This window comes from Rhodopirellula sp. SH410, from assembly GCF_055811895.1.
Genome location: NZ_CM147949.1, coordinates 5,784,629 through 5,808,888 on the forward strand (window position 1 = coordinate 5,784,629; position 24,260 = coordinate 5,808,888).

The following is a 24,260-nucleotide window of genomic DNA, read 5'->3' on the forward strand; positions in this document are numbered from 1 at the left end:
CCGACTGAGCTCGAGCTTGTTTTCCTGCTCACCCGCTGGCAGAACCTGCCACAGCACATCCGGCAAAGCATCATGACGCTGGTTCGGTCGGTTGAAACTCCCGCAGCGAAGTGCGAGGTGTGGTGATTTAGGAAAAGTGTCAATCGCTTCAAGCCCATGCCCGAGCAATAACTGCCGCCGCTCACGGCGTATCCGATTTGGAAACCCAGAGCGTCGTACGTCCGCTCAAGGATCCCTTGAAACGAATGAAGTGGTGACTTCGCCCCAGTCGGCTTGGAACCCATTGCCAGGTGGATGGTCGATGGGAACATCAACTTCCTGCCGGGCGACTTCAACGTCAGCATCCAGCAGAACTCGGAATGGGCGACTAACCCGGTAATGCAGTCGTATATCTACCACTTCATCGGCAAGAGCAAGCCGTACATGAGGGAGTGCCAATTCCGCGTTCAAAGTCTGCATGCAGAAGACTTGTACGCAACTCGTCTCCGGCGGCTTGCTGGCGAAGTGTCCCGCGCTCGCGTACTTCGCCCAACTCGAAGCCTAGCTCAACCTGCACGATCTCCCGCAGTGGCAACTCTTCCGCGACTGCAAAGCGACCGCCACCGACGATGAACTTCGCACCTTCATCGAAACCAAAGGCATCCCGCAGTGCGGCTCGTGCCCGAACAAACGCACCGGATTCGTCCATCCCGATCCTCTGCAACGGAGTGCATTGCAATGACCACGCCCGGACCCTACGAACCAGACATGCCGCCGTATCCGTTTGTCCCGCCGTTTGATCCACCGGACGACGATCCACCTTACGAACCGGAGGAACCCGACGGCCCAATCATCCTGACGCCGCCGCCCGAACTACCGCCACCGGTTTAGCCGAACGACTATCCGCCCGGCACGCCCGATTCTGGCCCACGTCCGCCGTGGTGGCCTGAAGACTACGATTAGCCGCCGCGACCGGAAGAACCAGTCGTGATCGAAGCGCCTTTGTCACCGCACATTTGGCCGCGACTTCGGCCGGATCACCCATACCACGTGCCGCCGGGGCATTCGTATCCAGACAACCTGCCGCCGGGTCACCTCGGCAAAGCCTACCCCGGCATGCTGGACTACCCGGTCGTGCATCCTGGTGACTGGGGCGACGACTGGCCCCGCTATCCCGGCATCCTCAACGACTAGCCGCCGAGATGTGCGGATGATGAAAGTTAGGATGCCCGGCAACTAGGTGAATGTGACGGCCGAAACACCTGGCACTGTGCGAGCGATGGCAACGACAAGGGCTCGGTCGTTGGCGTTCTCAGTCGAGCCGGAAAGTTGAATCGCTCGGTTCCCGAGATGGGCGACCGAAATCAGTGGAAATCCATAGCGACGAAGTGATCTTGCGACCCTTTGGGCAAGCAGGCCGGCTTCGTCGCCTTTTTTGTGCGCTGACGGACTTCTATCGCCCACGTTGACCGTCTTGCAGCCAGCTGGTGGGCGATGATCCATGGCCGCGTTTTGATTTTCCATCGTGTTTTGTAAATCCCGTTGCTTATAGGTGGTGCTGGCCGTGGCGTCGTGCTTGGTCAGAATCTTTTGCGTAGTCGTTCGGCAGAGACGCCCTCGTACAGATGAGATTTATCGCCCTCTCCTTGAAAGGGCGAGATTCGTTGCGGTTTGTCACGCTTCTGGTAGCGGATTTCGTCAAAAGATTCGGCGATCCAGGTGTTTCTGTGGCCGAAAGTCACGAATGACTTCCATTACGAAAAATTTCGCGAGAAGGAACTGTGACACCGGCGCGTGTGAAACGTCCTTCAAGAGCGGGGGAGTATTTTGATGTCCCCGACGCTCCTCTTCAACTCGTACGGGAAAACTTTCCATGTTCTCGAATATCCGCGGATTTTCGATGATCGCAGCAATTGCTGCGGTGATGATGTCTGCCGCCGACGATGCCCAGGCTCAGTGTTCACGCGGTGGAAGCGGCGGCGGTGACTTCCTTGATTGACATTCGCTACCAAGAACTGGATCGTGTGACCGACCATGGCATGTTGGATTTGCCGAAGGGCACCACGCTTGATGCGATTTTGAATCCATCACAATGAGGTTTCTTTGCTGTTCGCGTTGCATTGAGGGACGGTTTTCGTCCTTGCAGTGTATAGGGATTGCTACGCCGCTTTTTTTTCTCTTTTCGTGCACCGCCGAGGAAACGTCTCATGGCTTTCAAGCATCGGTACGGATTGGCTGGGTTTCTGATCTTGGCCCTGATCATCGCCCCTCAAGCAATCGCTCAGGATACAATCGCTGGCCGCGAGCTGTTTGAGCGGGAATGGGAATTCGTGGACCGTGCACCAGCATTCACGGAATTTGATTCAACGCATCTGGATCCGCAGTGGGGACATCGGGGACGCGGTCGAGGAATGGGGCGAAGTCCCCATCCACAACACCGCGACAACTCTCGAGAGTTAGCATCCACGCTCCCAGCTGATGGACTGGGGCCACTGCACAACGCGATCTCATGTGCAGCGTGTCACCCTGGCGGTGGGGCCTCGGGCGTGAATCACAATGTGACTCAGATCACTGTTGACCCGCGCTCGCCATTTCTTAGTCAACCGACTAATCGTGGTGGCCACAGAGATCCCGCAAGTTCAGTCATGGATCTCTTTCCGGGGCTGTTGTCCGGTAACTCGCTGTCGTTTAACACGGTCGTGCATGACCTTTCCACGCGGCCCGGTTATGAAGTCATTCGTCAACGTTTGTCCGTTGGAGTGCCCTCCGGTTTACAGCCAGAGTGGTTCAGTCCTCAAGAGCGAACGGTTGATGCAATCGCAAAGCAACCCGTGGTTGCCGGGAGATATGGAACGCTCGACTACTATCTCAGTCAACGCAACTCACCGCCGCTGCATGGCATGGGCGATATCGAGAAAATCTCCATGAACCGGTTGCGAGCCATCTCACTTTCCCAGACTCGATCATCCGGTGGTACCATCTCTGGCAGAGTGGCTGGGAAGTATGGCTGGCGGGGCCAAGTCAACACGTTGTCCGACTTTGTTGCAGGAGCGTGTGCAACAGAGATGGGGCTGAATGTGACCAGCATCGCTCAACAAGCCAATGATCCGGCAGATCCTCACTACGTCAGCTTGGCATCCGATATTTCAACGAGGCAGGTCGCGGACCTAACGAGCTACGTCGCCGACTTACCAGCCCCAGCCAAGCAATTGCTACCTTTGGAAGACCGCAAACGAGTTCGCCGTGGAGAACGTGTTTTCAGCTCAGTTGGATGTGCCGCTTGTCACATCGCTGACATACTGCCAGCGCGAGGCATCTTCAGCGATCTATTATTGCACGACATGGGCTCCGAGCTGCAAGATCCATTCCCGGCTCCTGCGAACCAGTTGATTGGCACCAACTCAACTGGACCTGCGAGTCCTTACCGGAGTCAATACGGCGGCGGCGAAACATCCTCTTATCGTATCGGCTCTTCACCCAACCGTAGCGGGTCTCCGAACCGTCCTGGGCCACCGCGCAATCGCAGACGTTCAGCCCCGAGTGTCGTCAGCTCCTTGGTACCGGCGGGGACGCCTCAAGCGATTGCTATGGATTATCCCGAGCAACCGCAGTTTCCCCGCGGCGATGTCAGTCAGGCTGAGCTGAATGGTCGATATCGATTCTCTTGGGATGCTCTACAACGGGAATGGAAAACACCGCCGCTATGGGGAGTCGTGGACTCGGCACCCTATCTTCACGATGGTCGCGCCGAAACCCTGACCGACGCAATCCAATGGCATGGGGGCGAAGCGGATGAATCCAAGCGAAACTTTTTCGAGCTGAAAGAAGACCAAAAGGAATTGATGCTTGCGTTCTTGGAAAGCTTGAAGGCACCGTCGGACTGATCGCCCACTGCGGAATCCCATCGTCGAATGGTAACAGGATGATGTAACGTCGTGCGGTATGCTAAGAATCCGACCGAGCTGCGAGGGCGAGAGCCCCTATTTCGCTGGAGTGGCCGGGCCTCCCAGGTGGAACGATGTAGTCATCTAAATCCATGGGCGGTAATAGATGTGGATGAAGAAAGCATTGCTGCCGGGCAAGAGATCGGAGAAATCGCGCCGCTGGCGATCTCGATTTTGCGTTCGGACGACAGCTCGGATGATCCAGAACCCGATTGGGGCGAAGGAGGGCGTGTTGCTGATGGAACTGCGTCGGCGAACGGTTTTCCCGTCAATAGCGGAGCGACGGAATCCTTTGATTGGGAGCCCGATCCACTTACACCCTCCGAGTCCGGAGATGCCAGTTTAGCGCTAGGTGCCTATTGGGGCGGAGTCACTCCGTTCTCACTTGATTCGGGAGATCTGTACCGCATCGGCGCACCACCGGAGCCGGGCTCGAACGAATACGTTGAAGACTATTGGATGGTGCAGGCTTTGGGATCATCCCCCGACACGACTGGTCGCTTGTCGAATCCGGACACAGGGTTCATCAACTATTGGAGGTATGACGCAACACCGCTACTGGGAACTCCGCCCAGACTTGACCGCCAGATCGCCGTGCTGGTCGCTCGCAATGAAGGTATCCGGGATGCAACGGATATGGCCCGATACCTCGCGATGATCAACACCGGGTTCCCGATGACATGAACTGGACGGGTGCAGAGATCAGGCCCTGCTGCCGTCTGTCGGCACTTTTGGATCTTTCACTGAAGCTGGCGGCTCAGAACGTGGTTCCTGTCGCCGTCACTGCGTCTGAGTCGATGGATCGCCTGCGGTCGATGTCTGTCGGCCAGTCGCTCAGGAATCTATCAGCAGACCGATGGGGCGCCAAAGACTCGTCGCCGTGTCAACGGCGAACCGACGAACAACTGAGCCGGGTTTAAAAGCCGGATTTTAAAACTAGCCGGACGATGTCGGTCGGCAATTAAACAACTTCGCTCGATCATGGCCGCGGCTCGGTTGAGTTTCAATTGGTTGGCGACGGTGACACGTCATCGAGAAAGTCGGACCAACCCGCGAGAGTATCGCCGAGCAGGCGATCGAGAGCGGATTTGGCCCGACGGCGGAGAAAGGAAGCAAGTGGCGACACTTTGGCCGCATCGAAGCAGGATCTTCCCGAAGTGGCACCGCCGCCTATGACGCGTGTTGCTATCTCCAAACGGAGCAGCGACGGACCGATTCGGTAGCTGAGGATGGCAGGTGAGGTACACCAGTCCAATCCCACTTTTCAGGAGCTTGGGTAACTGCACATCTCATCGTGCTGCCCGTCGACGCTCCCCGAACAACATGCAGCAACCACCTGTGCGATCAGCTCAATGACAGGAAGCCGCCCACTACGACTGAGGCCCGCTGGAATGCCCTTGCTGCGTGGCTCCACCACCTTAACCGAGTTCGCGGCGGCCCTGCCAATGACGCTGCGGGTGCTGGTCTCGCATCACTCACGCGTTTCGTCGCCGCGTCGTCTGAACCTGCGTTGCGACGCTTCAGCGTGTGACCCTTGGGTGCTGAAAGTTCACTGACCAACGCCGTCACCTCGCGAGCAACCCCGACGTTCTCGCTAGCCGCCAAGTGCTCGGGATTTGCTGACTCCGCTTCCGAGCCTTCGACTGCCCCGTCACCGCCACACGATTCCTCCTGCGACGAGTCTCCCGTGTCAGCCGCTTCGTGGTTGGGGGCAATCACAGCGTGATTTGACGTCATCCGGTCCAGCGGGCTGAGAGGTCCGGTTCCGACGACATGGCACCGCCTTCGTCCAACCCGATCCTCTGCAACGGAGTGCCGAGTGATGCCCGGACTTTACGAACCCCACATGCCACCGTACCCGTTCGTCTCTCCCTTCGATCCGCCCGGCGTTGATCCACCCTGTGAGCCAGAAGAACGCGACGGCCCTATCATCCTGACGCCGCCGCCCGAACCACCGCCGCCGGTGTGGCCGGACGACTATCCGCCGGGCACACCAGATCCCGGCCCACGTCCGCCGTGGTGGCCGGACGACAACGACTGGCCGCCGCGACCGGAAGAACCGGTTGTGATCGAGTCCCCGTTGCCACCACACATCTGGCCGCGGTTGCCGCCCGATCATCCGTACCACGTGCCGCCGGGGCACTCGTACCCCGACAGCCTCCCGCCCGGTCACCCCGGCAGCCCGTACCCCGGCATGCCCGACTACCTCGTCGTCCATCCCGGCGACTGGGGCGAAGACTGGCCCAGCTACCCCGGCATCCTCGACGATTGGCCGCCAACTTACGCAGACGACGCAGAAGAGTAGCGAATAAACACGAACAGCGAAATGAAAACGCCGGCGTCTCCGATTGGGGCGTCGGCGTTTTTTCGTTTTCGGATTTTGGTTGGTGCTACGCTGCCATCGACGAACAACTTTTGTGGCACTTGCGGCAGCACTCGACGCACTCGTCCATGTTGCCGACCTTGTCGCAGCTGTCTGCACATGCTTTGCAGATCTCGGCGCAGGCTCGGCAATACAATGCGTGGTGATCGCTGTTTCGACTCATGAAGTCGACGCAGGCTGCACAAGCGGCGATGCAGTCGAGCATTAGTTTTACGTGCGTTTGCTCGACGTGATCGCCGCCTTCGGATAGGCAGTGGCTGGTCAGCATGTCGGCACAGGTCGTTTGGCATTCTTGGCAGTTTTGAAGGCATTCTTTCATGGATGCAGTTGCGGTACTCATTCGTTTCTCCTTTGGAAATGGTTGTGCGGCCCCGTTGCCGCTGCCGTAGCGGTATGCAACTTGCATACCGCTATGGGGTATATTGGAGAATGACTTTTTGACAGACTGGAAAAATCATGGACCACGCCGAGAAGCACATGACATCGCTGCCCGTTGCTGATACGCCGACGAAGATCGACCCGGTTTGTGGCATGACCGTTCCGGCAGATAGTCCACGATCGGCCGAGTATGACGGCGAGAGTTACGTTTTTTGCAGCGATGGATGCTTGAAAAAGTTCCAAGATGATCCTGCTGGGGTGCTGGCAAAGCGATCACAGAAAGAGGCATCAAGCGGTTCGTCTTGTTGCGGTGGAGACACAGCGGTACAGATCGGAGAAACCTCGAACAAGTCTTCGTGCTGCGGTGGTCACTCATCGACCAAGGCGAGCGATTCCCCGGCGGACCCGGATGCTATCTACACATGCCCGATGCACCCTGAAATCGAGCAGGTTGGGCCAGGCGATTGTCCGATTTGCGGGATGGACTTGGAGCCGAAGGTCGTCGCTTTGGATGACGAGGGTGACGATAAACAGTACGCCGACATGAAACTTCGCTTTTGGGTGGGCGTTGGGTTATCGGTGCCATTGCTCGTGATCGCGATGGGGCCGATGGTGGGTTTGCGGATCGCGGATTGGATGAGTCAAAGCGTCTTTGGCTGGTTGCAGTTGGCTCTTGCGACGCCGGTTGTGTTCTGGTGCGGATGGCCCCTGCTGGTTCGCGGAGCCAAGTCGTTTCGCACGATGAACTTGAACATGTTCTCGTTGATCGCGGTGGGAACGTTAGCAGCCTATCTTTTCAGCTTGGTCGTTGTGTTGCTTCCTGGTGTGATCCCAGAAGCCTTCTTCGAGAACGGTGTTCCACCTCTGTATTTTGAAGCGGCAGCAGTGATCATCACGTTGGTGTTGCTTGGGCAAGTGTTGGAACTGCGAGCACGCCAGCAGACGGGCGGAGCGATTCGCGAACTCATGAAGCTTGCCCCCGATACGGCACACCGAATCACAGACGATGGCGAGGAAGACGTCTCGCTCGATTCGGTCCACAAGGGCGATCGGCTGCGAGTTCGTCCTGGTGAGAAAGTTCCGGTCGATGGGAAAGTTCTCAGCGGGTTGAGCAGCGTCGATGAGTCAATGTTGACGGGCGAGCCGATGCCGGTGAAGAAGGTGGAAGGTGACGAAATCACGGGCGGGACGTTGAACCAGACCGGTGCGCTCGTCATGGAGGCCGTCGGTGTTGGCGGGGACACGGTTCTGAACCGCATCGTGCAAATGGTTGCCGACGCACAGCGGAGTCGCGCGCCGATTCAGAAACTGGTCGATGTGGTCGCTCGTTACTTTGTGCCGGCGGTGATCGTTTGTTCGATTGCGGCGTTCATCGGCTGGGCGGTGTTTGGTCCGGAGCCGCAACTGGCTCATGCGTTCGTAGCGGCCGTTGCCGTGTTGATCATTGCTTGCCCGTGTGCGTTGGGGCTGGCAACGCCCATGTCGGTGATGGTGGGCGTTGGCCGAGGTGCCAAGGAAGGCGTATTAATTAAGAACGCGGAAGTCCTAGAAGTCTTGGAGAAGGTTGACACGATCGTCGTCGACAAGACCGGCACACTGACCCAGGGACGACCGGAAGTGACGGGCGTCGAGACGTTTGGTGACTGGAATGAGAACGATTTGTTGACGTTGGCTGCGGCGGTCGAAGCGCAGAGCGAGCATCCGTTGGCTCAGGCGGTCGTTCGCCGAGCGAAGGCGGATGAGTTGCAGCTTGTGGAGGCAAGTGAATTCAACAGTATCACCGGTGGTGGCGTTCGCGCTCGCGTCGATGATCATGATGTTTTGATCGGCAAAGCTGACTTATTGGACGAACAAGGCATCGAGGGCGTCGATGCGGGGCGAGACAAAGCGGGATCGCATCAGGCTGAAGGTGCGACGGTTGTGTTCGTGGCGATCGACAACAAGCTGGCAGCAATTCTCGCGATCACTGACCCGATCAAGGAGAGCACTCCGGCAGCGCTAACGACATTGCATGAACTGGGATTGAAAGTCGTGATGTTGACCGGTGATGCCGAACCGACTGCGAAAGCCGTCGCATCGAAACTTGGCATCGACGAGTTTCATGCTGGGGTTTCGCCCGAGGAAAAGCATGACTTCGTTCGTGAGCTGAAGAAGCAAGGCAAGACGGTTGCGATGTGTGGCGATGGGATCAACGACGCTCCGGCACTCGCCGAAGCCAACGTTGGCATCGCGATGGGCACCGGAACGGGCGTGGCGATCGAATCCGCGGGCGTGACGCTGGTCGGCGGTGACCTTCGCGGAGTCGCGGCGGCCGGGAATCTGAGCCGAAAGACGATGAGCAACATTCGTCAGAACTTGTTCTTCGCATTCATCTACAACGCACTGGGCATTCCAGTCGCAGCGGGGCTTCTCTATCCCGTCTTCGGCGTCCTGCTCAGTCCGATGATTGCAGCAGCGGCAATGAGTTTGAGCAGCGTGTCGGTGATCGCGAATGCGTTGAGATTGCGGGCGGCAAGGCTCGCATGACGTATTTCCGCCTTGCACATGCAGGGTTCAGCGTGCGACCACCGTAGAACCTTCCCCGTCTAACGCCCGACGGTCTTGGAAGCTAAAATCCGGTCTGAAGCCGCGTATTTGTATTAAAAGTTCTCTCCATGCTCTCAGACGACGAGAAAAAGAAGCTCAACAATCGACTCCGGCGTGTCATCGGACAGGTCGAGGCGGTTGGTCGTATGATCGAGGAAGAGGAATACTGCGTCGACATTCTGATGCAGTTGTCGGCCGCGACGGGAGCATTAGATAAGGTCGGGCAGATCGTTTTGGAGCAGCACATCAAGTCATGTGTGAGCGATGCGATCGAGAACGGTGACGCTGCCGATCGGGATGAGAAGATCGCAGAACTGATCAAGATCTTCCGTAAGTATTCCGACTGAATGCTGTCCCAGTCGGCTGGGGACTTCTCAAAAAGTTTTTTTTGATTCTCTATTCTCGCCGTGAAGAAGCGACGGTGTCACGCATCCAAAGAGTATCAAGAGAAGGATTCCTATCCGAATCCCCAGGTGCTCTTACGGAATCGTGGACCATGAACCGCCGTCGCAACAACACCACCGCTCGAGTCTTTGCCGCTTTCGCGGTGATGGCGGTTTTGTTGGCAGCGTCACCGGTGGTTCGGGCGGCCAAACCATGTCCTGGTTCTCATCACAAAGCGTGCTGCTCAACGCAGCCTGCCGGTCATGGTTGCTGTGACGGTGGTGATTCATCGCACGAGTGTCCCTCGATGGCTTCGTGCGAGCCAACGGCGTGGCTGCCTCCGCGAACGACTGGCGAGGAACCCACTCCTCGCGGATTGATCGACAGCGATTACTCGCGGATCGTTTGGCAAATCGAATCGGTGTCGTTCGGCCGACCGATCCAGTTTGCTCGCTCCAACTCCCTGATTGAACAACACGTTCGTCTTCAGATTTAGCCGTTGGCAGTGCTTCGACCTGCGAGGCCAGAGCCAATCTGAATCAAAGATGTTTCCTGTTTGTTACCCAATAGGTGCATGTCGATGTCGGCTGCGCCGCCAACCCTGGAGTTCCCAAAATGTTAGCGACTGTATTCTCTGCTGTTTTGTTTGCCGTCTCGTTCGCTCCCGCAAGTAATGTTGACGCTGCCACTGCAGCCAAACCGACCTGCTGTGCGAAACACGCCTACTGCTGCACGATCAACGCCGCTTGCTGCGGTGACCGTTCGTCATCACGGGCCACCATTGACGACGTTGCGACTGCAACGTCTCAGCCGACTTGCTGTGCCAAACGAGCCTACTGCTGCTCGATTAAAGCCGCGTGCTGCGGCGAGAACGCTGCCAGTGTAAACGAGCCTGAAGCGTCGCGGCTGATCTAGTCGCACGTTCTCCGTTTGAATCGTTCATCAGCCGAGCGAGACGATTGTTTCGTTCGGCTGATGGCGTTTGTTCCTGCCGCACCCAAGAGATTCTTCCTTGTCGTTCTCATCAAAGACCATCACCAAACGTTGGCATCGGTTGCCAATAAGTCGCCAGCTTCTTTTTTTGGTCAACCCCATCTTGATCGGCTTGGTCGCTGTCTTTCTGGTCGGCGACTATCGCATTCGAATGTCCCGACGGATCGGCGAAAAGCAGATCTCGCTGACCGAGGAAGCTAAGACGATGTACGAATCGTTGTTGGTGACTGAGGTCGGTGGAGGCGAGGCAATCCAGGACTTGGTCGACAACGTCTGTGCTCGAATGAACACGGATGATTCGCCTGGTCACCATATCGCTGCGGATTGGCGTGGATTTCCGTTCCAAGCCGTCTCGCACGGACACGCGTCTGATCAAATGCTCGCGGCAATGAAGGCGGAAGCAAATGGAATTGCCGGCAAGATGCCGGAGATGCCAACGATCGTGGTCGGCTCGTTCAGCGGCCCGGGGGGCACGGTGTATATCTCCGAGCTTCGTTCGGCGGTCATCGACGCAACCCGGCAATCCTTGCTGCGACAGACAATTGGAATCATGGCGATGGCTGCGATCGCACCGGTGATCGTCAGCGTCATGCTGCGGCAATTGATCGCAAAACCGATCGAGAAACTGGTTTCGGCCCTGCGATTGGTTGCATCCGGCGACCTTAGCACGATCGCACACACCCGCAGTTGCAAAGAGCTGAGCTACCTGGCAGACCAGATCAATTCGATGACCGAGGCGCTCGCCCACGCTCAACGCGATCATCGCCTCCACATGGACAAGGCTCGCCAGATTCAACAGAACCTGCGACCTGACCTGACGAACTTCGATGGTCTCGACGTCGCGGAACTGTTCGAGCCAGCCGACGACGTTGGCGGAGACTACTACGATGTGATTTCGTTGCCCGATGATCGCCATCTACTCTGTGTCGCAGATGTGTCAGGACACGGAGTGCCGGCGGCGATGGCGGCGACGCTGTTAAAGGCTTTCGTGTCCGAAGCAGCGAAGAAGTCATCGAGTCCTGCGGAGATTCTGACTGACGTCAATCAGCGTTACTGCGAATATGTGGTGCTGGGGCACTTTGCGACGATGACGCTGCTGGTCGTCGATCCGAAGAACCAACGAATGACGTACGCCAACGCCGGCCACGAGTTGCCATTTGTCCAAATGGGCGAGGAAACGCCGGTCCGTTTGAACGTCGGTGACTTGATCTTGGGAGTCGAAGAAGACACGCGTTACGGAGAAGAGACGATCAAAATTGACGGCCCCGCACGCATTGTCATCGTCAGCGACGGAGTGACCGAAACCTTCAATCCGAGTGAAGAACAGTACGGCACCGATCGAATCAAGCAACTGATGAGCCAAGTTCCAACGTCGACCGCTCGCGAGCTGGTCCAAGAGTTTGAGACATCGCTCGACGCCTTTCGCAATGGTCGCAAAGCGTTCGATGACACGACGCTCTTGGTTGCTCAGCTTTCGCGTTAGGATTCATCGCCAGCGTAGCGGCCGATTTTGAAGCCGCTGGTTTCTGGCAAATTTGCGTATGTTGCTCGGCATAGTGGGCCAAACCGAAAAAGCGATACTTGAGCGACGTTTTGGAAGCCCATTCGGTCGACTGCTTTTAGAGCTCGATAGTTGGAGCCTTCGGTGGTTAGCACGAGCGTTTGGATTCCATCGGTTTACAACTGGTCAGCCATCTGGCTCATGATGGCTGCGTAGAGGCGACGGCCGCGGTAGGTGGGAAGGACCAACACTTGGAATACGAACGCAGCATTGTCGGCCAATTGGATTTGCAAACCGGTTTCAGGTTTGCCGTCGTGGTTCATGTCGCCAGGAACATTTCCGTAGGCCACCCACGCGAACCCGGCGAGTGAATCGGACTGGAACGCTGCGAAGCACTTGGCGTGTCCGGTAGCCAGCAATTCAAAGTCCCGTTCTGGGATTTGGTATTCCAGTTCGTGTGCGTGCGAGCGAAGCCGATCGGAGGAACACGACTCGATCGTGTATCCATCGGGGATGGGTGTTCGCGGCAGCTGGTCGATGGGGGGATTGGTAAAATGACAGATGTTCGCAATCGCGAGTCGCCGCATCGCTCGATACAGCAACCACCGTAGCGAGCGAGAGGATGCAATCTTCATTGGGAGGATTCCGCAAGCGTTAGTGACAACAGCTGCCACCGCCTGAAGACGATCGAGGCGGCGCTGAACTGGGAGCAGTGAATGAGGAACGCGGTGCGGGTGGTTGATAGTCTGTGTCCATGTCGACCGACGTGTCGTATTGAATGTTGGCGGCGGCCTGCTCGATATATTGATCTACAGTCATCACCGGCTTGTCGTTTCGGTTGCCAGCCCTGGGCAATGATTGGCATCCCGTGGATAGCAATGTGGTGCTTATGAGCGCAGCGGTGGCGCAGGATTTCCATTGAGATTTCATGACGACGTCCTTGTCGTGAGTGAAAACAAAACAGGCAGGGACGGCGTGGTGACGTCATCACTTGCGTGAATCAGACGCGACACCGCCCCCGCGTGTGTCAGAAAGGAAGCGAGCGGCAAACTTGCTGTCTCGCTCCCGAGTGGATTAACGAATGAATGGAGCTTCGACCCCTTGCGATTTCAACACCGCCAACCACTTTTGCGGTTCTGCGGCGATCTTCTTTGCGCAACCGGGGCAGCAAATGTAAATCGCTTTGCCTGCCGCGTTGACTTTGTAGGGTCCACCCATCGCGTCGAGCGGTTCATCCATCACCGGGCACTTCTTTTGTGCGGCGATGAAAGGTGCGTCAGCAGAAACGACCTGGAAGATGCCTTCGCGAACTTGCTCGGTTCCCGCTGGAACGGCTGAGGCGGTCGCTGTGCTCGATTGGTCGTCACCGTAGACCATCGCAAGGTACTTCGCCGGTTCGGCTTGTATCTTCTTGATGCAACCTTTGCAGCACAGGTAGATCGGCTTATCGCCAACCATCACTTTGATCGGTGTGCCCATTCCACCGAGCGGTTCATCCATCACGGGACAAACCCTCTGGGTAGCGATTCCGGCTGCATCCGCTTGAGTCGCCGTGGTGACCGTGATTTGCGGACGACCGGCAGCGTACTTGGTTGGGTTTAATTTGACGGCGCTCACGCAACCGGAACAGCAGACGTAGAGCTTTTGTCCGTTCACATCGACGGCGATCGGATCACCCATGCTGCCTAGCGACTTGCCGCTGACGGGACAGATCTTTTGGCGTGCGATTGCGGCGGCGGCCAGTTGTTGTTCGCTGGCGGGGACCGTGGCGACTTCGTTAAAGCTCACCGTGCTGGCGGTGATGCCGACCAATTGAATGTCGACGTCGATTTGCCGCCCAGCGAGTTGCGACAAGTTCACGGGAGCCGTCAACGCTCCTTTGCCGTCGGGCAGTAAGTCGTAGCGATAGCGTTTCGCGTTGCCTTCGACTCGCACTGACACGGCACCGCGTCCTTGATCGACTGAGATCGGCTTGCCGGTGCGATCATAGACAAACATTTGCATGCCGCCTTGGGAAACGATGGTTTCGATTTGCAGGTTTCCCGTTTGCTTCAAGCTGCCACCATGTGGTCCGGCTTGAGTCACCTCGCGAGCCTTCGTCATGCTGGGCATCGCGTGGTTGTGACCGGCATGGTCGTGTTGCGATTGGATGGTTTGCCCAAACACAGTCGATGCGGACATCGCGAGCGAGCAAGCGGTGATGATAAATGTTCGTTTCATGGGAGAACTCCGTTGTGAAAGTCAGGACACAATCCGTATGGTCCGTCGATATTGGTGAGGTTGGTTAGTTGGATGCCCGAGTCGAAGGATTCTTCACGAGCAAACGATAAGTTTTATGCCGCTTTCATCAGTTCCTCCTCGGGCATCGCTTCGGTTCCGTCCCAAAGCTCGTCTTGAAAACCGAATCGCATCTTCAATTCCAGATAGCCGCAATACAGCGTCGGCACGATGAACGACGTGAACGGTTCGGCTAGCATTCCACCGAACACGGGGATCGCCATCGCGCGGGCCACGTCGGCACCGCGGCCGGTTGCGATCAAGACTGGGACGAGCGCTGCCAGCGTTGTCACGGTCGTCATCATGCACGGTCGAATACGTTTCAGGCCGGCTTCGTAGACCGTGTTGCGGATGTCTTCGACCGATTGAACTTTTCGCTTCTTGAGCAGTTGATGGATATAGGTCGCCATCACCACGCCATCGTCAACGGCGAGGCCAAACAGTGCGATGAAGCCGACCCAGACCGCCGTGTTGAGTTCCACGCCCATCGTTGCGACGGCGATCATGCCGCCGGCGAAGGCGACGGGGATGCCCGAGAACACTGCCAGCGAGATCGCGAAGTTGCGAAACTCCATGTAGATCAACAGCAAGTTGATGCAGATGACCAATGGAATGATCCACATCAAACGAAGGTTTGCTTCAATTTGATTGCGGAAGCTGCCGACGGCTTCGAGCGAATAGCCAGCGGGCAACGACAACCGATTTGGGTTTGAAGCGGGAAGCGACTGAGCGTCTCGAAGTTGTTCCTCGATCGCGGCGACCGACTCCAAATCGCCTTTGCTGCCATTGGCCATGAAAGAGACGTGAGCGACCAGCCGACCGTTTTCGCTGTTGATGGCACCAGGCCCCCAGGTCGTTTCCAACTTGGCGAGTTCTTCCAAGGGAACGACGGCACCGGAGTGCGTGACGACCGGCAGTCTTTTTAGTCCATCTATTTGTTCGCGAAGATCTCGGTTGTATCGAAGCCGCACGGGATATCGTTCGCGGCCTTCAACCGTCTTGATCAAATTCATTCCGCCGAGTGCCGTTTCGATGACTTGGTTCACCATCGCCGCATTCATGCCATACCGCGACGCGGCTTCGCGATCAACGGTGAACTCGACGTAAGGTTTACCGAGCACGATGTCAGGATTGACCGTGCCCGCGTTGATGAGCGGCGACTTCTTCAACTCGGCCGCAACGTTCATCGCGGCATCGGCGAGCGTGTCCAATTTGTCACCGTAAACGCGAATCGCCATCGGTGCCTTGATACCGGATTGCAACATCACGACACGGCCTTCGATCGGTTGAAGAGCCGACGCAGGCGTGACGCCGGGTAACGTGGCCACGCGATTGATCTCGTCCCAGACATCGCGAGCGGTGACGCCTTCTCGCCATTCACTCTCGGGCTTGAGCATCACATAGGTTTCGATCATTGACGCTGGCGCAGGATCGAGAGCGGACTCAACACGGCCGATCTTGCCAAGCACGTCTTTGACTTCGGGAATCTGTCCGATCAAAACGTCCTGCGTCTGCAGAACCTGCATCGCTTGCGAGAAGCTGGCCGCCGGATAGAGCGTCGGCATGTAGAACCAACTTCCCTCGTCCAGCGCGATCCAGTCGTCACTCTGCAAACCGGTAAAGACGTGTTTCGCATCGACGTATCCGGGGAAATCATTCAGTTCGGCTCCGAACCAATTCGCGACCTTTTCGACCGGACGCAGCACCGTTGGCATGCCGACAAACGCTCCGACACCGATCACCAGCAGGATCAACGGGAACGATAAAGCGAACGCTTTGTGATTGAGAGCATGACGCAGCCGCGCCGCATAGATCCAACGAACAAAGCGGCTTGACGGGATTTCTTCGATGGGACGAATCCGTTCTCTCATCAATTGCCAGCCACCAACGAATCCGACGATTGTTGCGACCACGGTGACGATCCAAGTCTCGATGTCAAAACGCTCGGCCAATCGTGATCCCCACATGAAGTGCGAGGCCGAGCCGAGCAAGCTGGCTAGCGAAAGACCAGCGACCAGGGCGGTACTTTTGCGGCGGACCGAACTGCGTAGCATCAGCCGGCACAACGCTGGCACGATTGTGACCGCAGCGATCATCGCGGCGGCGATCGCGAACGTCTTGGTGTAGGCGAGCGGTGAGAACAACTTGTAATCGCGGCCCGTCAGGAAAAAGACTGGCAAGAAACTGACGATCGTTGTCGCCACCGCGGTCACGACGGCCGGTGCGACCTCAACCGTGGCTTCGTAGACTACATCGGTGCGAGATTGTTTCAATCGCGATTCGTCGCTGCCGGACTCCCAGTCGGAAAGGTGCTGGTAGATATTCTCCGACACGATGATCGCCATGTCGACCATCGTTCCGATCGCGATCGCGATTCCCGCTAGCGACATGATGTTCGCACCAACGCCGACCACTCGCATCGCGATGAATGACATCAGTACAGCAGCGGGCAAACAAATCGCAACGACAAAGCTACTGCGGACGTGCAGCAAGAACAGCAGGATGATGATCGCCGTGATGATAATTTCATCACGCAACGCATGTGTCAGCGTCGCCATTGTTTCATCAATCAAGCCACTGCGATCGTAAACGCCATGAATCGTCACGCCTTGAAGTGACGGCGTGATCGCGGCGATCTTTTCTTTGACTCGGTCAATCACAACTCGCGGGTTTTCGCCGTATCGCATCACGACGACACCGCCGACGGCTTCGGCCCCGTTGTAGTCCAACGCCCCACGGCGGAAGTCCGGGCCGATCTGGACGCTCGCAATATCACGGACGCGAACGGGAACGCCGTCGCGTTGCATGATGACCGTGTCCTCGATGTCTTCGACGGCTTTGTTTTTGTCGCCACCCGAGCCGAGAAAACCCTTGCTGCGAACGATGAACTCCATGCCCGTCGTTTCGACGGTCTTCGCCCCTACATCCAAGTTCGATCCCTTGATCGCCATCGCCAGTTTGTCGAGAGAGACGCCATGGAATCGAAGTTTGTCGGGATCGACTTCGATTTGATACTGGCGAACATAACCACCAATCGAGGCCACTTCGCTGACGCCTTCGACGGCTTGCAGTTCGTACTTCACGACGAAGTCTTGCATGCTGCGTAGTTCCGCCAACCCCAATCCTTCCTCGGGTGGCTGAAGCGTGTAGTAGTAGACCTGCCCAAGTCCCGTTGCGTCGGGACCGAGCTGCGGCACGACGCCATCGGGCAACTGCGATGCGGCACTGCCGAGCTGTTCGCTAACGCGGCTGCGTGCCCAGTAGAAGTCGATTTCGTCTTTGAACGTGACCTGCACAAAGCTGTAACCGAACATGCTCTTGCCACGCACCGACGCAGCACCCGGCACTGCCAGCAACGAAACGCTCAGCGGATACGTGACCTGGTCTTCGATGTCCTTGGGCGAACGCCCCGGCCACGGCGTTAGCACAATGACTTGGTTCTCGCCAATGTTCGGAATCGCGTCGATCGGGATCGACTTGAAACTAACCCAGCCAGCAATGCTCAGTCCGATCGTTAGCAGAACGATCAGCCAAGGTTCTTTGACGCAAAAGCGAATGATAAAATTAAGCATGGTTCGTTTCCTTACTGCACCGATCGCGCGATTGAGGGAGTTTTGCCAACCGGCATCACCATGTCTTCAACGACCTCTCCGCACGTCAACATTTCGCTGCCCCAATAGGGGTTCGCCAAGTCGCCGCCAGGCTGCATCCAATCGCCCCCGCCGCCGGGAACCATGGGGCAGTAATAGTGCGTCAGCTTCATGGCCGTCTTTGGGCCACGAGCGACCGTTGCGGCTCGCAGCATCGCATGACTGACGCCGCGATAGGCTTCGCGAGCCGTTTCTAACGATCCGTCCATACGTGATGCCGCACGACGAGCGATTGCGAACTTGCGTTGAGCTTCATCGGGAACGCTGGCCGACATCTCCAGTTCTCGCAGTCCCTCGATCATTGTGTTCAATGCGACCGGCGGAGGCGTCTGGTCAGCCGCCATCGCACACTGAATCTCAAAGTAGGCGTCGTAGGCTCGATCAAACTGCTTGCCAGCGTAGACCGCCAACATCACAGGGTTGGATTTTGGAAGTTCCAACGGTCCTGGAGAGTAACTCGGAGCCTTGGTTGGGTCCATCAACGATGGGTTGCCAGCGAGTTGCATTTGCGAGTCGATCAGGAAATTGCCGCCCGTGGCAACGGTCTCACCGGCGGAAAGTCCTTCGATGATGACCGCTTCCTTGCGATTCATTGGGCCGATGGTGACACGGCGAATCTCAAACCGTCCCGGTTCCGTTTCGACATAGATCACACTGTTCTCGCCGGCCAGCAAAACCGCGTCGCGAGGGACCGTGACGACTTGCTGCATAGGCAATGGCTCCGACGAGAAACCGAGTTGCGATGTCGGCACGAGGTCCATGTCACACAAGGGGCATGTCCCCGGCTCGTCACGGATCACTTGCGGGTGCATGGGGCTGATGTACTTGTTCGCCAGCGCCGGATCGTAGACCTCGTCCATTGGGATTGCGGGTACAGTCACGCGTGCGGTCGCGTAGTCGCCCGGTCGCAATTTGCCGTCGAAGTTCATGATCTCCACACGCACCTGAACGGTTCGCGTTGTCGGATTGACGGTAGGGTCGATGAACGCAACGCGGCCCGTGAAAACTTCGCCGGGCATCGACTGAATTTCCGCTTCGACTTGTTGGCCAAATCGAACCGAGGACGCGTCGTCGGGAAACAGATCAAGCATCAACCAAACGCTGCTTAGATCGGCGACACGGTACAGCTTATGGCCGGTCTTAACGTAATCGCCGTCGACTGCCGACTTCTCGATCACCGTACCGCTCTGAGGTGACTTGATCCGGATACGTGACATCGGCTTGCCGGTTTTTGCCAACAAGTCGATCTGGCTTTGCGTCATCCCAAGCTCGGCGAGGTTCTCGCGGGCCATCTTGTTGAGGTCACCTCCTGAAATTTGAAAACGCCCGATCTTGCCGTCGCTGTTCATGCTGGTGATGAACTCTGTCTGAGCGGTGTAGAGTTGCGGGCTGTAGATCAACGCTAGGTCGTCGCCTTCGTTGACTTTCACACCGGCATAGTTGGCGTACATCTTTTCCAGACGGCCGTCGATGTAGGCACTGATGGTCGACAAGCGGCTTTCGTCAAAGTCGATCGAGCCAATGGTGCGGATCGTGCGATTGACTTCGCCCATCTTCGACATCGCGGTTTGAATACCGACCAATCGCCGAGCGGCGGATTCAATCGTGACCGAGATGCCATCTCCGCCTCCGCCACCAGTCGCCTCGACTAACTCCATCGCGCAAACAGGGCATCGCCCCGGTTCGGTTGATGGTGGCGTACACATCATCGGGCAGATGTATCGTTTGTCTTCGCCGCCGCCGGCTTCCGCGACGGCTTCGCCTTGCCCGCCGGAAAAGCCATCCGCCGTCAACCACTTCGTTCGCTGTGCGACGCCGAGCAGAAAGAAGATCAGCCCGACGACTACGACGACCGTGGCCGCTTGCACGCCGGTGCGGACAAGCCACTTCGTACCGCCATCACTCTCCTTGGCCGTTGGCTCTGCGGAGACTTGGGGTGGCGTTGTTTCGGTCGTGGTTTCCGTTGGCGCGTTCTCGACCGGCGCGGTCACATCCACGCTATTAACATGGTCTTCAACGTCGATGCTGTCGGGTTTGCTGGGCTCATCCTGATTCATAAAATTGCTCACGGCGGTTGCCGGCGTAACGCGATGGTTCCATCCATACGCGTTCAGCGTAGAGGCGACCGGCCGACGACGCATGCAAGGCACGAATCGCCGACCGGTCAGTTGCTTCCAGGCTGTGACCGGTTCATTGTTTTGGGTGACGCGATCGAATCGCGTTGGGTTGCATCTGGATGGGCTTCGCAACCAATGAGCGCGCAGCATCATTCGCTTGGAAGCCAACTGGGAGTCGAAGAACTGCGAGCGCGCAGCTCTCCTATGAAGACGCCGTTAAATACGCCAGATGCAAAGAAACCGCTGAGAGAAATGCGGTGAGAGGTCGCCGATTGGGAGACGTGATGTCGCGGGATTTGAACGAGCCACAAGACCCGTGTCGGTTGCGACGTGATCCAAATACGCGATCACCACAAAGCTGCGAACTTGAGGAGCCGGAACTCGATGGGGCAACGGCGCGACAGGTTCAGAGTGAATACCACACATGCACGATGAAATCGTTTCTTGTGTCAGCGACTCGTTGTCCGTCTTGGGCGGCTCTGGCACAACGTCGGAAATCACTCCGAACAATTCGTCGACCTTCGGCTTGCCGGCCATCTTCGTGCAGCAGCTAGCGGCGTTGTCTTCGCTTCCGCTGCAGCAACCGCACAGGTCGCCATCCGTTTCGACTTCACAGCTCTTGCACGCGGTGCAGACCGTTTTAGCCTCGCAACACACGCCATTTCGAGCGCCTTGAGCACATGTTCCCTGCGCAGCCGCCATCGCCATCGGCTGAATCACTATTGCAGCGATCAGACAAAGATTGACGGCGGTACGAATTAGGGGGGAGTTGCTCACTGTGACCTTCCGAAAAGTATACCCATGCCCGGTATGTGAACTGTATCGGAAATCTGGCCGAAATGTTCAATAGGAATTAACCGGTTGGGCAAACTTTGACAGTTGAAATATAGCTCATTAGGACTCGGACGCCATGCTTTGGCAATTACGAACCCCCGACACGAAGCACGCCAAACGCCTTCTATTGGCAGCAATGGTCGCTGCGACAGTGTCTGGCTGCGCGACCGGGCGAGGCGTTTCGTTGACAAAAACGTCGCTTTCGACGCCGCAAGGGACCGCTGTGGCTGCGCAACCGATCCAGGATTCGGCTCCGGAACCCAACGTCCTGAGCGACGTTGATTGGAGCCAAGTGATCGCTCAGCCGTCGTCCACTCCCGTCCAGGCGGTTGGCTACAACGACGGCGACTTCGGCGCATCGCCCGCCGTGTTCGTCCAAATATCCAAGGATCAGAGTGATCGCAGCTTCGGCGAGTTCTTGCAGCTTGACCCGCCTAGAGACGACGACCCGGACGCGATGCCTCAGGAGATCGAGGCGGAGGAGTTAGACGTTGACGAGAAAGACACGGATGACGACGCCAAGGACGGAAAGGACGATGCCGACGACGCGTCGGATGAAGATTCTGCCGGAACCGGCGAGTCAGACGAAGAGAGCCAAGCTGAAACCATCGCGACGCCAGACTCCACCGGCCAGCCCGTCGAGTACTTCGTCGGCACCGCGTTGGCACGTCACCCCAAGATCCTTGCCGCACGTCAGCGCGTCTCAGCAGCAACGAACGTCATCCCCCAAGCGAAGGCGTTGCCCGACCCGACGTTCAACAACACGTTCTGGCCACTGCATGACAACGCCCTGCAAACGGCAGCCGGACGCGTCGGCAACCAGATGTCGGTCAATCAAATGGTTCCGTTCCCTGACAAGCTGAAAACGAAAGCCATCATCGCTAGTCGCGAAGTTCAGATGGCTCAAACGGAAGTCGACGCGATCGCTCGTGAGATCACCGAGTCCGTGCGGCTGGCGTACTACGAAGTCTGGTTCGCGACCCGAGCGATCAGCATCATCGAAGAAACCAAAGACTTCGTCGCTGACCTGACCGAAGTTGCTGAGGCTCGCTACCGCAGTGGCGGTTCGCAACAAGACGTACTTCGCGCTCAACTCGAAACCGATCGACTCGATGAAAAGCTCATCGGGCTTCGCAAACAGAAGCAGGTCGCCCAAGCCGATTTGGCCACACTCCTGCAACAACCCGTCGGCCTGCTTCCCGAAGCGTCCAGTGAACTGGGCGTCACCGACACGCCACAACAGATCGAATCATTGATCGCCCAAGCCGAACAGTGCAATCCGAAATTGCGCGGCCTCGCCTGGGAAATTCAACGCGATCGTGACAAAGAACGCTTGGCATGTTTGCAGCAATATCCTGATTTCAGCGTCGGCCTCAACTGGGGAATCATTAGCGACGGTCACGACGTCCTCAGCCCCGTCGCGGACGGCAACGACAACCTGAGCATCAGCTTCGGCACGACGCTGCCGATCTGGCGTGAGAAGATCAACGCCGGCATTCGCGAAGCCGCCCACCGCCGCAGCAGCACGACCCGCCGCCTGGAAGCCGAACGCGACGAGCTATACGGCAAAATCCGTCGCCTGATCGTGCAAGCGGACGCTCTGGTCGAACAACGCGACATCTACCAAGACCGCATCATCCCTCGCACCGAAGACACACTGAAACTGTCGATCGCTGACTACCGAGGCAAACGCACCGACTTCTTCACGCTGATCGAAACCTATCGCGAACTCTTAATGTTCGAGACTCAGCTCGCCCGCATCGACGCCACCATCGCCGGCACGATCGCCCAGATCGACCGCACGGTGGGATGCCCGTACTCAACGCAATCACCGTGATTTGGCTACCAAAGAGTTTATTGAAAATTCTCTGTGAGAATGTTGCGATCCGAACTCTTCCAAGGGAACGAAGAACCTTACCGGAGTAAAACGCATGAAGAACGAATTGATACGGCTGAGATTTCGAGGCGGTGATCCGTTTGGACGCTCCACAGAGGACGACGAGTCACTTCATTTTCCCGAACAGTTTCCGCAATTCCCGCCGCGCCCGATTCAGCCGTGAACCGACAGTTCCTTCGGGGATGCTGAGCGTCGTGGCGATTTCTTGATAAGACAATCCGTTCTCTTCTTTGAGCGTGAAGATCGCTCGCAGGTCGGGGTCGAGGGCGGCGAGTGCTTGTCGGACAAATTGAGCACGCTCGTCTTGTTCGACGGAATCACTTTGCCTTGAGGTTGGTTCAACCACCAACTCGCTCGTTCGCCGATGCTTTTCTCGTCGCAAGTGTTGCAAGGCTTCGTTGGTCGCCAGGCGGTACAACCAAGTCTCGAACTTCGAGTCGCCACTGAATTGACTGAGCTTGGAAAACGCTCGCACGTAGACCTGCTGCGTTAGGTCGTCGGCATCTTGGACGCCGACCATCCGAACCATCAACCGAAACACCCGATCGCTGGTCGCCTCGTAGATCTCCCGCAGCGCACGTCGATCGCCGGCCGCAGCGGCTTGCACCGTCGGGTCGTCAATCGAATCATGAGCAGGGTTTTCATGCGAAGGCTCCATTGTCGACATTCTACCCATACCCACTGGGGGTAAACAGGACGCTTGAAATGGATGCGTGATGGCCAGTGGAGGGCACTTCGCTCAACTTCCCACCAATCAATCCAACCGCCGAAACCAATCGAAGACGTGGTCGTGTCCGTCGATGCCGGTGACTTGGTGCCTTGCGGGGGCGTCAATGAATCCAGTGTGATCGAAACGGGAAGTGATGTCTTCGTTCGTGGTGGGGTCGGACGTTCGGTCGGCGTCCCAGCCAAGCATCAAGTGGCCGCTGGGTTGTAGCAATCGGTGGCATGCGGCGACCATTTCGCGGACGCTTTTGGGTGTGTCGACGCCAAACCCCAACAGACCGTTGATGTGAATCATGTCGAAACGCACTCCGCGAAAGACTTGATCGACTTGGCACATGTCTCCCGTGCGGTGCAGTTGTCCGTTGCCGAAGCGTGCTGCCGTGGGATCGAAGTCGATGGTCCAAACGGCTGTCATCTTTCGATCGAACACTTCGTGATACCGGCGCGTGTATCGCCGCGTGCCGGCCAGCAGCACATTGGCGGGTTTCATCCTCGCCATCGCCGGTAGCATGACTCGGCGAAGGTAAACACGATCAGGCAGCGAATGAACTTGCCAGTTGAATTTGATCGCCGAGACGACGGACTTGGTTTTGGTGGTGAATGGCATGGTG

At 57.3% G+C, this 24,260-nt stretch carries 21 protein-coding genes; 12 read left to right on the forward strand and 9 right to left on the reverse strand.

Going from position 1 to position 24,260, the window contains the following annotated elements:
- Positions 1 to 400: 400 nt before the first annotated feature.
- On the reverse strand, positions 401 to 688 hold the full coding sequence (locus tag SH410x_RS21135) for a hypothetical protein (RefSeq protein ID WP_473670512.1): 288 nt from the start codon (positions 686 to 688) through the stop codon (positions 401 to 403).
- Positions 689 to 717: 29 nt separating this feature from the next.
- Here SH410x_RS21135 and SH410x_RS21140 point away from each other — a divergent pair, with 29 nt between their 5' ends.
- The 5 genes from SH410x_RS21140 (at position 718) to SH410x_RS21160 (ending at position 4,607) form a co-directional block, all read left to right on the forward strand.
- Entirely contained in the window at positions 718 to 870 is a 153-nt protein-coding gene (locus tag SH410x_RS21140; RefSeq protein ID WP_473670514.1) for a hypothetical protein, read from the forward strand.
- A 96-nt stretch (positions 871 to 966) separates the two neighbouring features.
- A complete protein-coding gene (locus tag SH410x_RS21145) occupies positions 967 to 1,173 on the forward strand; it encodes a hypothetical protein (RefSeq protein ID WP_473670515.1) in 207 nt (68 codons plus the stop codon).
- Between the two features lie 679 nt (positions 1,174 to 1,852).
- Positions 1,853 to 1,978 carry a hypothetical protein gene (locus tag SH410x_RS21150; RefSeq protein ID WP_473670516.1) on the forward strand — a complete coding sequence of 42 codons (126 nt, stop codon included), beginning with the start codon at positions 1,853 to 1,855 and terminating at the stop codon, positions 1,976 to 1,978.
- Between the two features lie 646 nt (positions 1,979 to 2,624).
- On the forward strand, positions 2,625 to 3,863 hold the full coding sequence (locus tag SH410x_RS21155; RefSeq protein WP_473670517.1) for a di-heme oxidoredictase family protein: 1,239 nt from the start codon (positions 2,625 to 2,627) through the stop codon (positions 3,861 to 3,863).
- A gap of 168 nt (positions 3,864 to 4,031) precedes the next feature.
- Positions 4,032 to 4,607: a phosphatase PAP2 family protein gene (locus tag SH410x_RS21160; protein ID WP_473670518.1), complete on the forward strand. Its 576-nt coding sequence runs from the start codon at positions 4,032 to 4,034 to the stop codon at positions 4,605 to 4,607.
- A 660-nt stretch (positions 4,608 to 5,267) separates the two neighbouring features.
- On the opposite strand, the gene SH410x_RS21165 is transcribed toward SH410x_RS21160, so the two are convergent.
- Positions 5,268 to 5,660: a hypothetical protein gene (locus SH410x_RS21165; RefSeq protein WP_473670519.1), complete on the reverse strand. Its 393-nt coding sequence runs from the start codon at positions 5,658 to 5,660 to the stop codon at positions 5,268 to 5,270.
- Between the two features lie 85 nt (positions 5,661 to 5,745).
- On the opposite strand from SH410x_RS21165, the gene SH410x_RS21170 reads away from it, so the two are divergent.
- Positions 5,746 to 6,228 (forward strand): hypothetical protein, encoded by a 483-nt coding sequence (locus SH410x_RS21170; RefSeq protein ID WP_473670521.1) that lies wholly within the window; start codon positions 5,746 to 5,748, stop codon positions 6,226 to 6,228.
- An 85-nt stretch (positions 6,229 to 6,313) separates the two neighbouring features.
- On the opposite strand, the gene SH410x_RS21175 is transcribed toward SH410x_RS21170, so the two are convergent.
- Positions 6,314 to 6,646, reverse strand: a complete 333-nt coding sequence (locus SH410x_RS21175; protein WP_473670522.1) for a four-helix bundle copper-binding protein — start codon at positions 6,644 to 6,646, stop codon at positions 6,314 to 6,316.
- Positions 6,647 to 6,762: 116 nt separating this feature from the next.
- On the opposite strand from SH410x_RS21175, the gene SH410x_RS21180 reads away from it, so the two are divergent.
- From SH410x_RS21180 to SH410x_RS21200, 5 genes are all read left to right on the forward strand, one after another.
- A complete protein-coding gene (locus SH410x_RS21180) occupies positions 6,763 to 9,210 on the forward strand; it encodes a heavy metal translocating P-type ATPase (protein WP_473670524.1) in 2,448 nt (815 codons plus the stop codon).
- 128 nt (positions 9,211 to 9,338) lie between these two features.
- Positions 9,339 to 9,617: a metal-sensitive transcriptional regulator gene (locus SH410x_RS21185; RefSeq protein WP_473670526.1), complete on the forward strand. Its 279-nt coding sequence runs from the start codon at positions 9,339 to 9,341 to the stop codon at positions 9,615 to 9,617.
- 149 nt (positions 9,618 to 9,766) lie between these two features.
- A complete protein-coding gene (locus tag SH410x_RS21190; protein ID WP_473670527.1) occupies positions 9,767 to 10,150 on the forward strand; it encodes a hypothetical protein in 384 nt (127 codons plus the stop codon).
- A gap of 119 nt (positions 10,151 to 10,269) precedes the next feature.
- Positions 10,270 to 10,569 carry a hypothetical protein gene (locus tag SH410x_RS21195; protein ID WP_473670529.1) on the forward strand — a complete coding sequence of 100 codons (300 nt, stop codon included), beginning with the start codon at positions 10,270 to 10,272 and terminating at the stop codon, positions 10,567 to 10,569.
- Between the two features lie 97 nt (positions 10,570 to 10,666).
- The gene (locus SH410x_RS21200) at positions 10,667 to 12,130 is read left to right on the forward strand and encodes a PP2C family protein-serine/threonine phosphatase (protein ID WP_473670531.1); all 1,464 of its coding nucleotides are present in this window, start codon (positions 10,667 to 10,669) and stop codon (positions 12,128 to 12,130) included.
- A gap of 194 nt (positions 12,131 to 12,324) precedes the next feature.
- Here SH410x_RS21200 and SH410x_RS21205 read toward each other — a convergent pair whose 3' ends face one another.
- The 4 genes from SH410x_RS21205 to SH410x_RS21220 all read right to left on the reverse strand — a co-directional run bounded on the left by SH410x_RS21205 (position 12,325) and on the right by SH410x_RS21220 (position 20,132).
- Positions 12,325 to 12,783 (reverse strand): hypothetical protein, encoded by a 459-nt coding sequence (locus SH410x_RS21205; protein WP_473670533.1) that lies wholly within the window; start codon positions 12,781 to 12,783, stop codon positions 12,325 to 12,327.
- A 439-nt stretch (positions 12,784 to 13,222) separates the two neighbouring features.
- On the reverse strand, positions 13,223 to 14,368 hold the full coding sequence (locus SH410x_RS21210) for a hypothetical protein (RefSeq protein WP_473670535.1): 1,146 nt from the start codon (positions 14,366 to 14,368) through the stop codon (positions 13,223 to 13,225).
- 113 nt (positions 14,369 to 14,481) lie between these two features.
- Entirely contained in the window at positions 14,482 to 17,997 is a 3,516-nt protein-coding gene (locus tag SH410x_RS21215) for an efflux RND transporter permease subunit (protein WP_473670537.1), read from the reverse strand.
- 11 nt (positions 17,998 to 18,008) lie between these two features.
- Positions 18,009 to 20,132 (reverse strand): heavy metal-binding domain-containing protein, encoded by a 2,124-nt coding sequence (locus SH410x_RS21220; protein ID WP_473670539.1) that lies wholly within the window; start codon positions 20,130 to 20,132, stop codon positions 18,009 to 18,011.
- 970 nt (positions 20,133 to 21,102) lie between these two features.
- Here SH410x_RS21220 and SH410x_RS21225 point away from each other — a divergent pair.
- Positions 21,103 to 22,863, forward strand: coding sequence for a TolC family protein (locus tag SH410x_RS21225; RefSeq protein WP_473670541.1), 1,761 nt, complete (start codon positions 21,103 to 21,105; stop codon positions 22,861 to 22,863).
- 166 nt (positions 22,864 to 23,029) lie between these two features.
- Here the strand turns inward: SH410x_RS21225 and SH410x_RS21230 are convergent, their stop codons facing one another.
- Positions 23,030 to 23,581, reverse strand: coding sequence for an RNA polymerase sigma factor (locus SH410x_RS21230; protein WP_473670543.1), 552 nt, complete (start codon positions 23,579 to 23,581; stop codon positions 23,030 to 23,032).
- Between the two features lie 96 nt (positions 23,582 to 23,677).
- Entirely contained in the window at positions 23,678 to 24,256 is a 579-nt protein-coding gene (locus SH410x_RS21235; RefSeq protein WP_473670545.1) for a class I SAM-dependent methyltransferase, read from the reverse strand.
- Positions 24,257 to 24,260 lie beyond the last annotated feature (4 nt).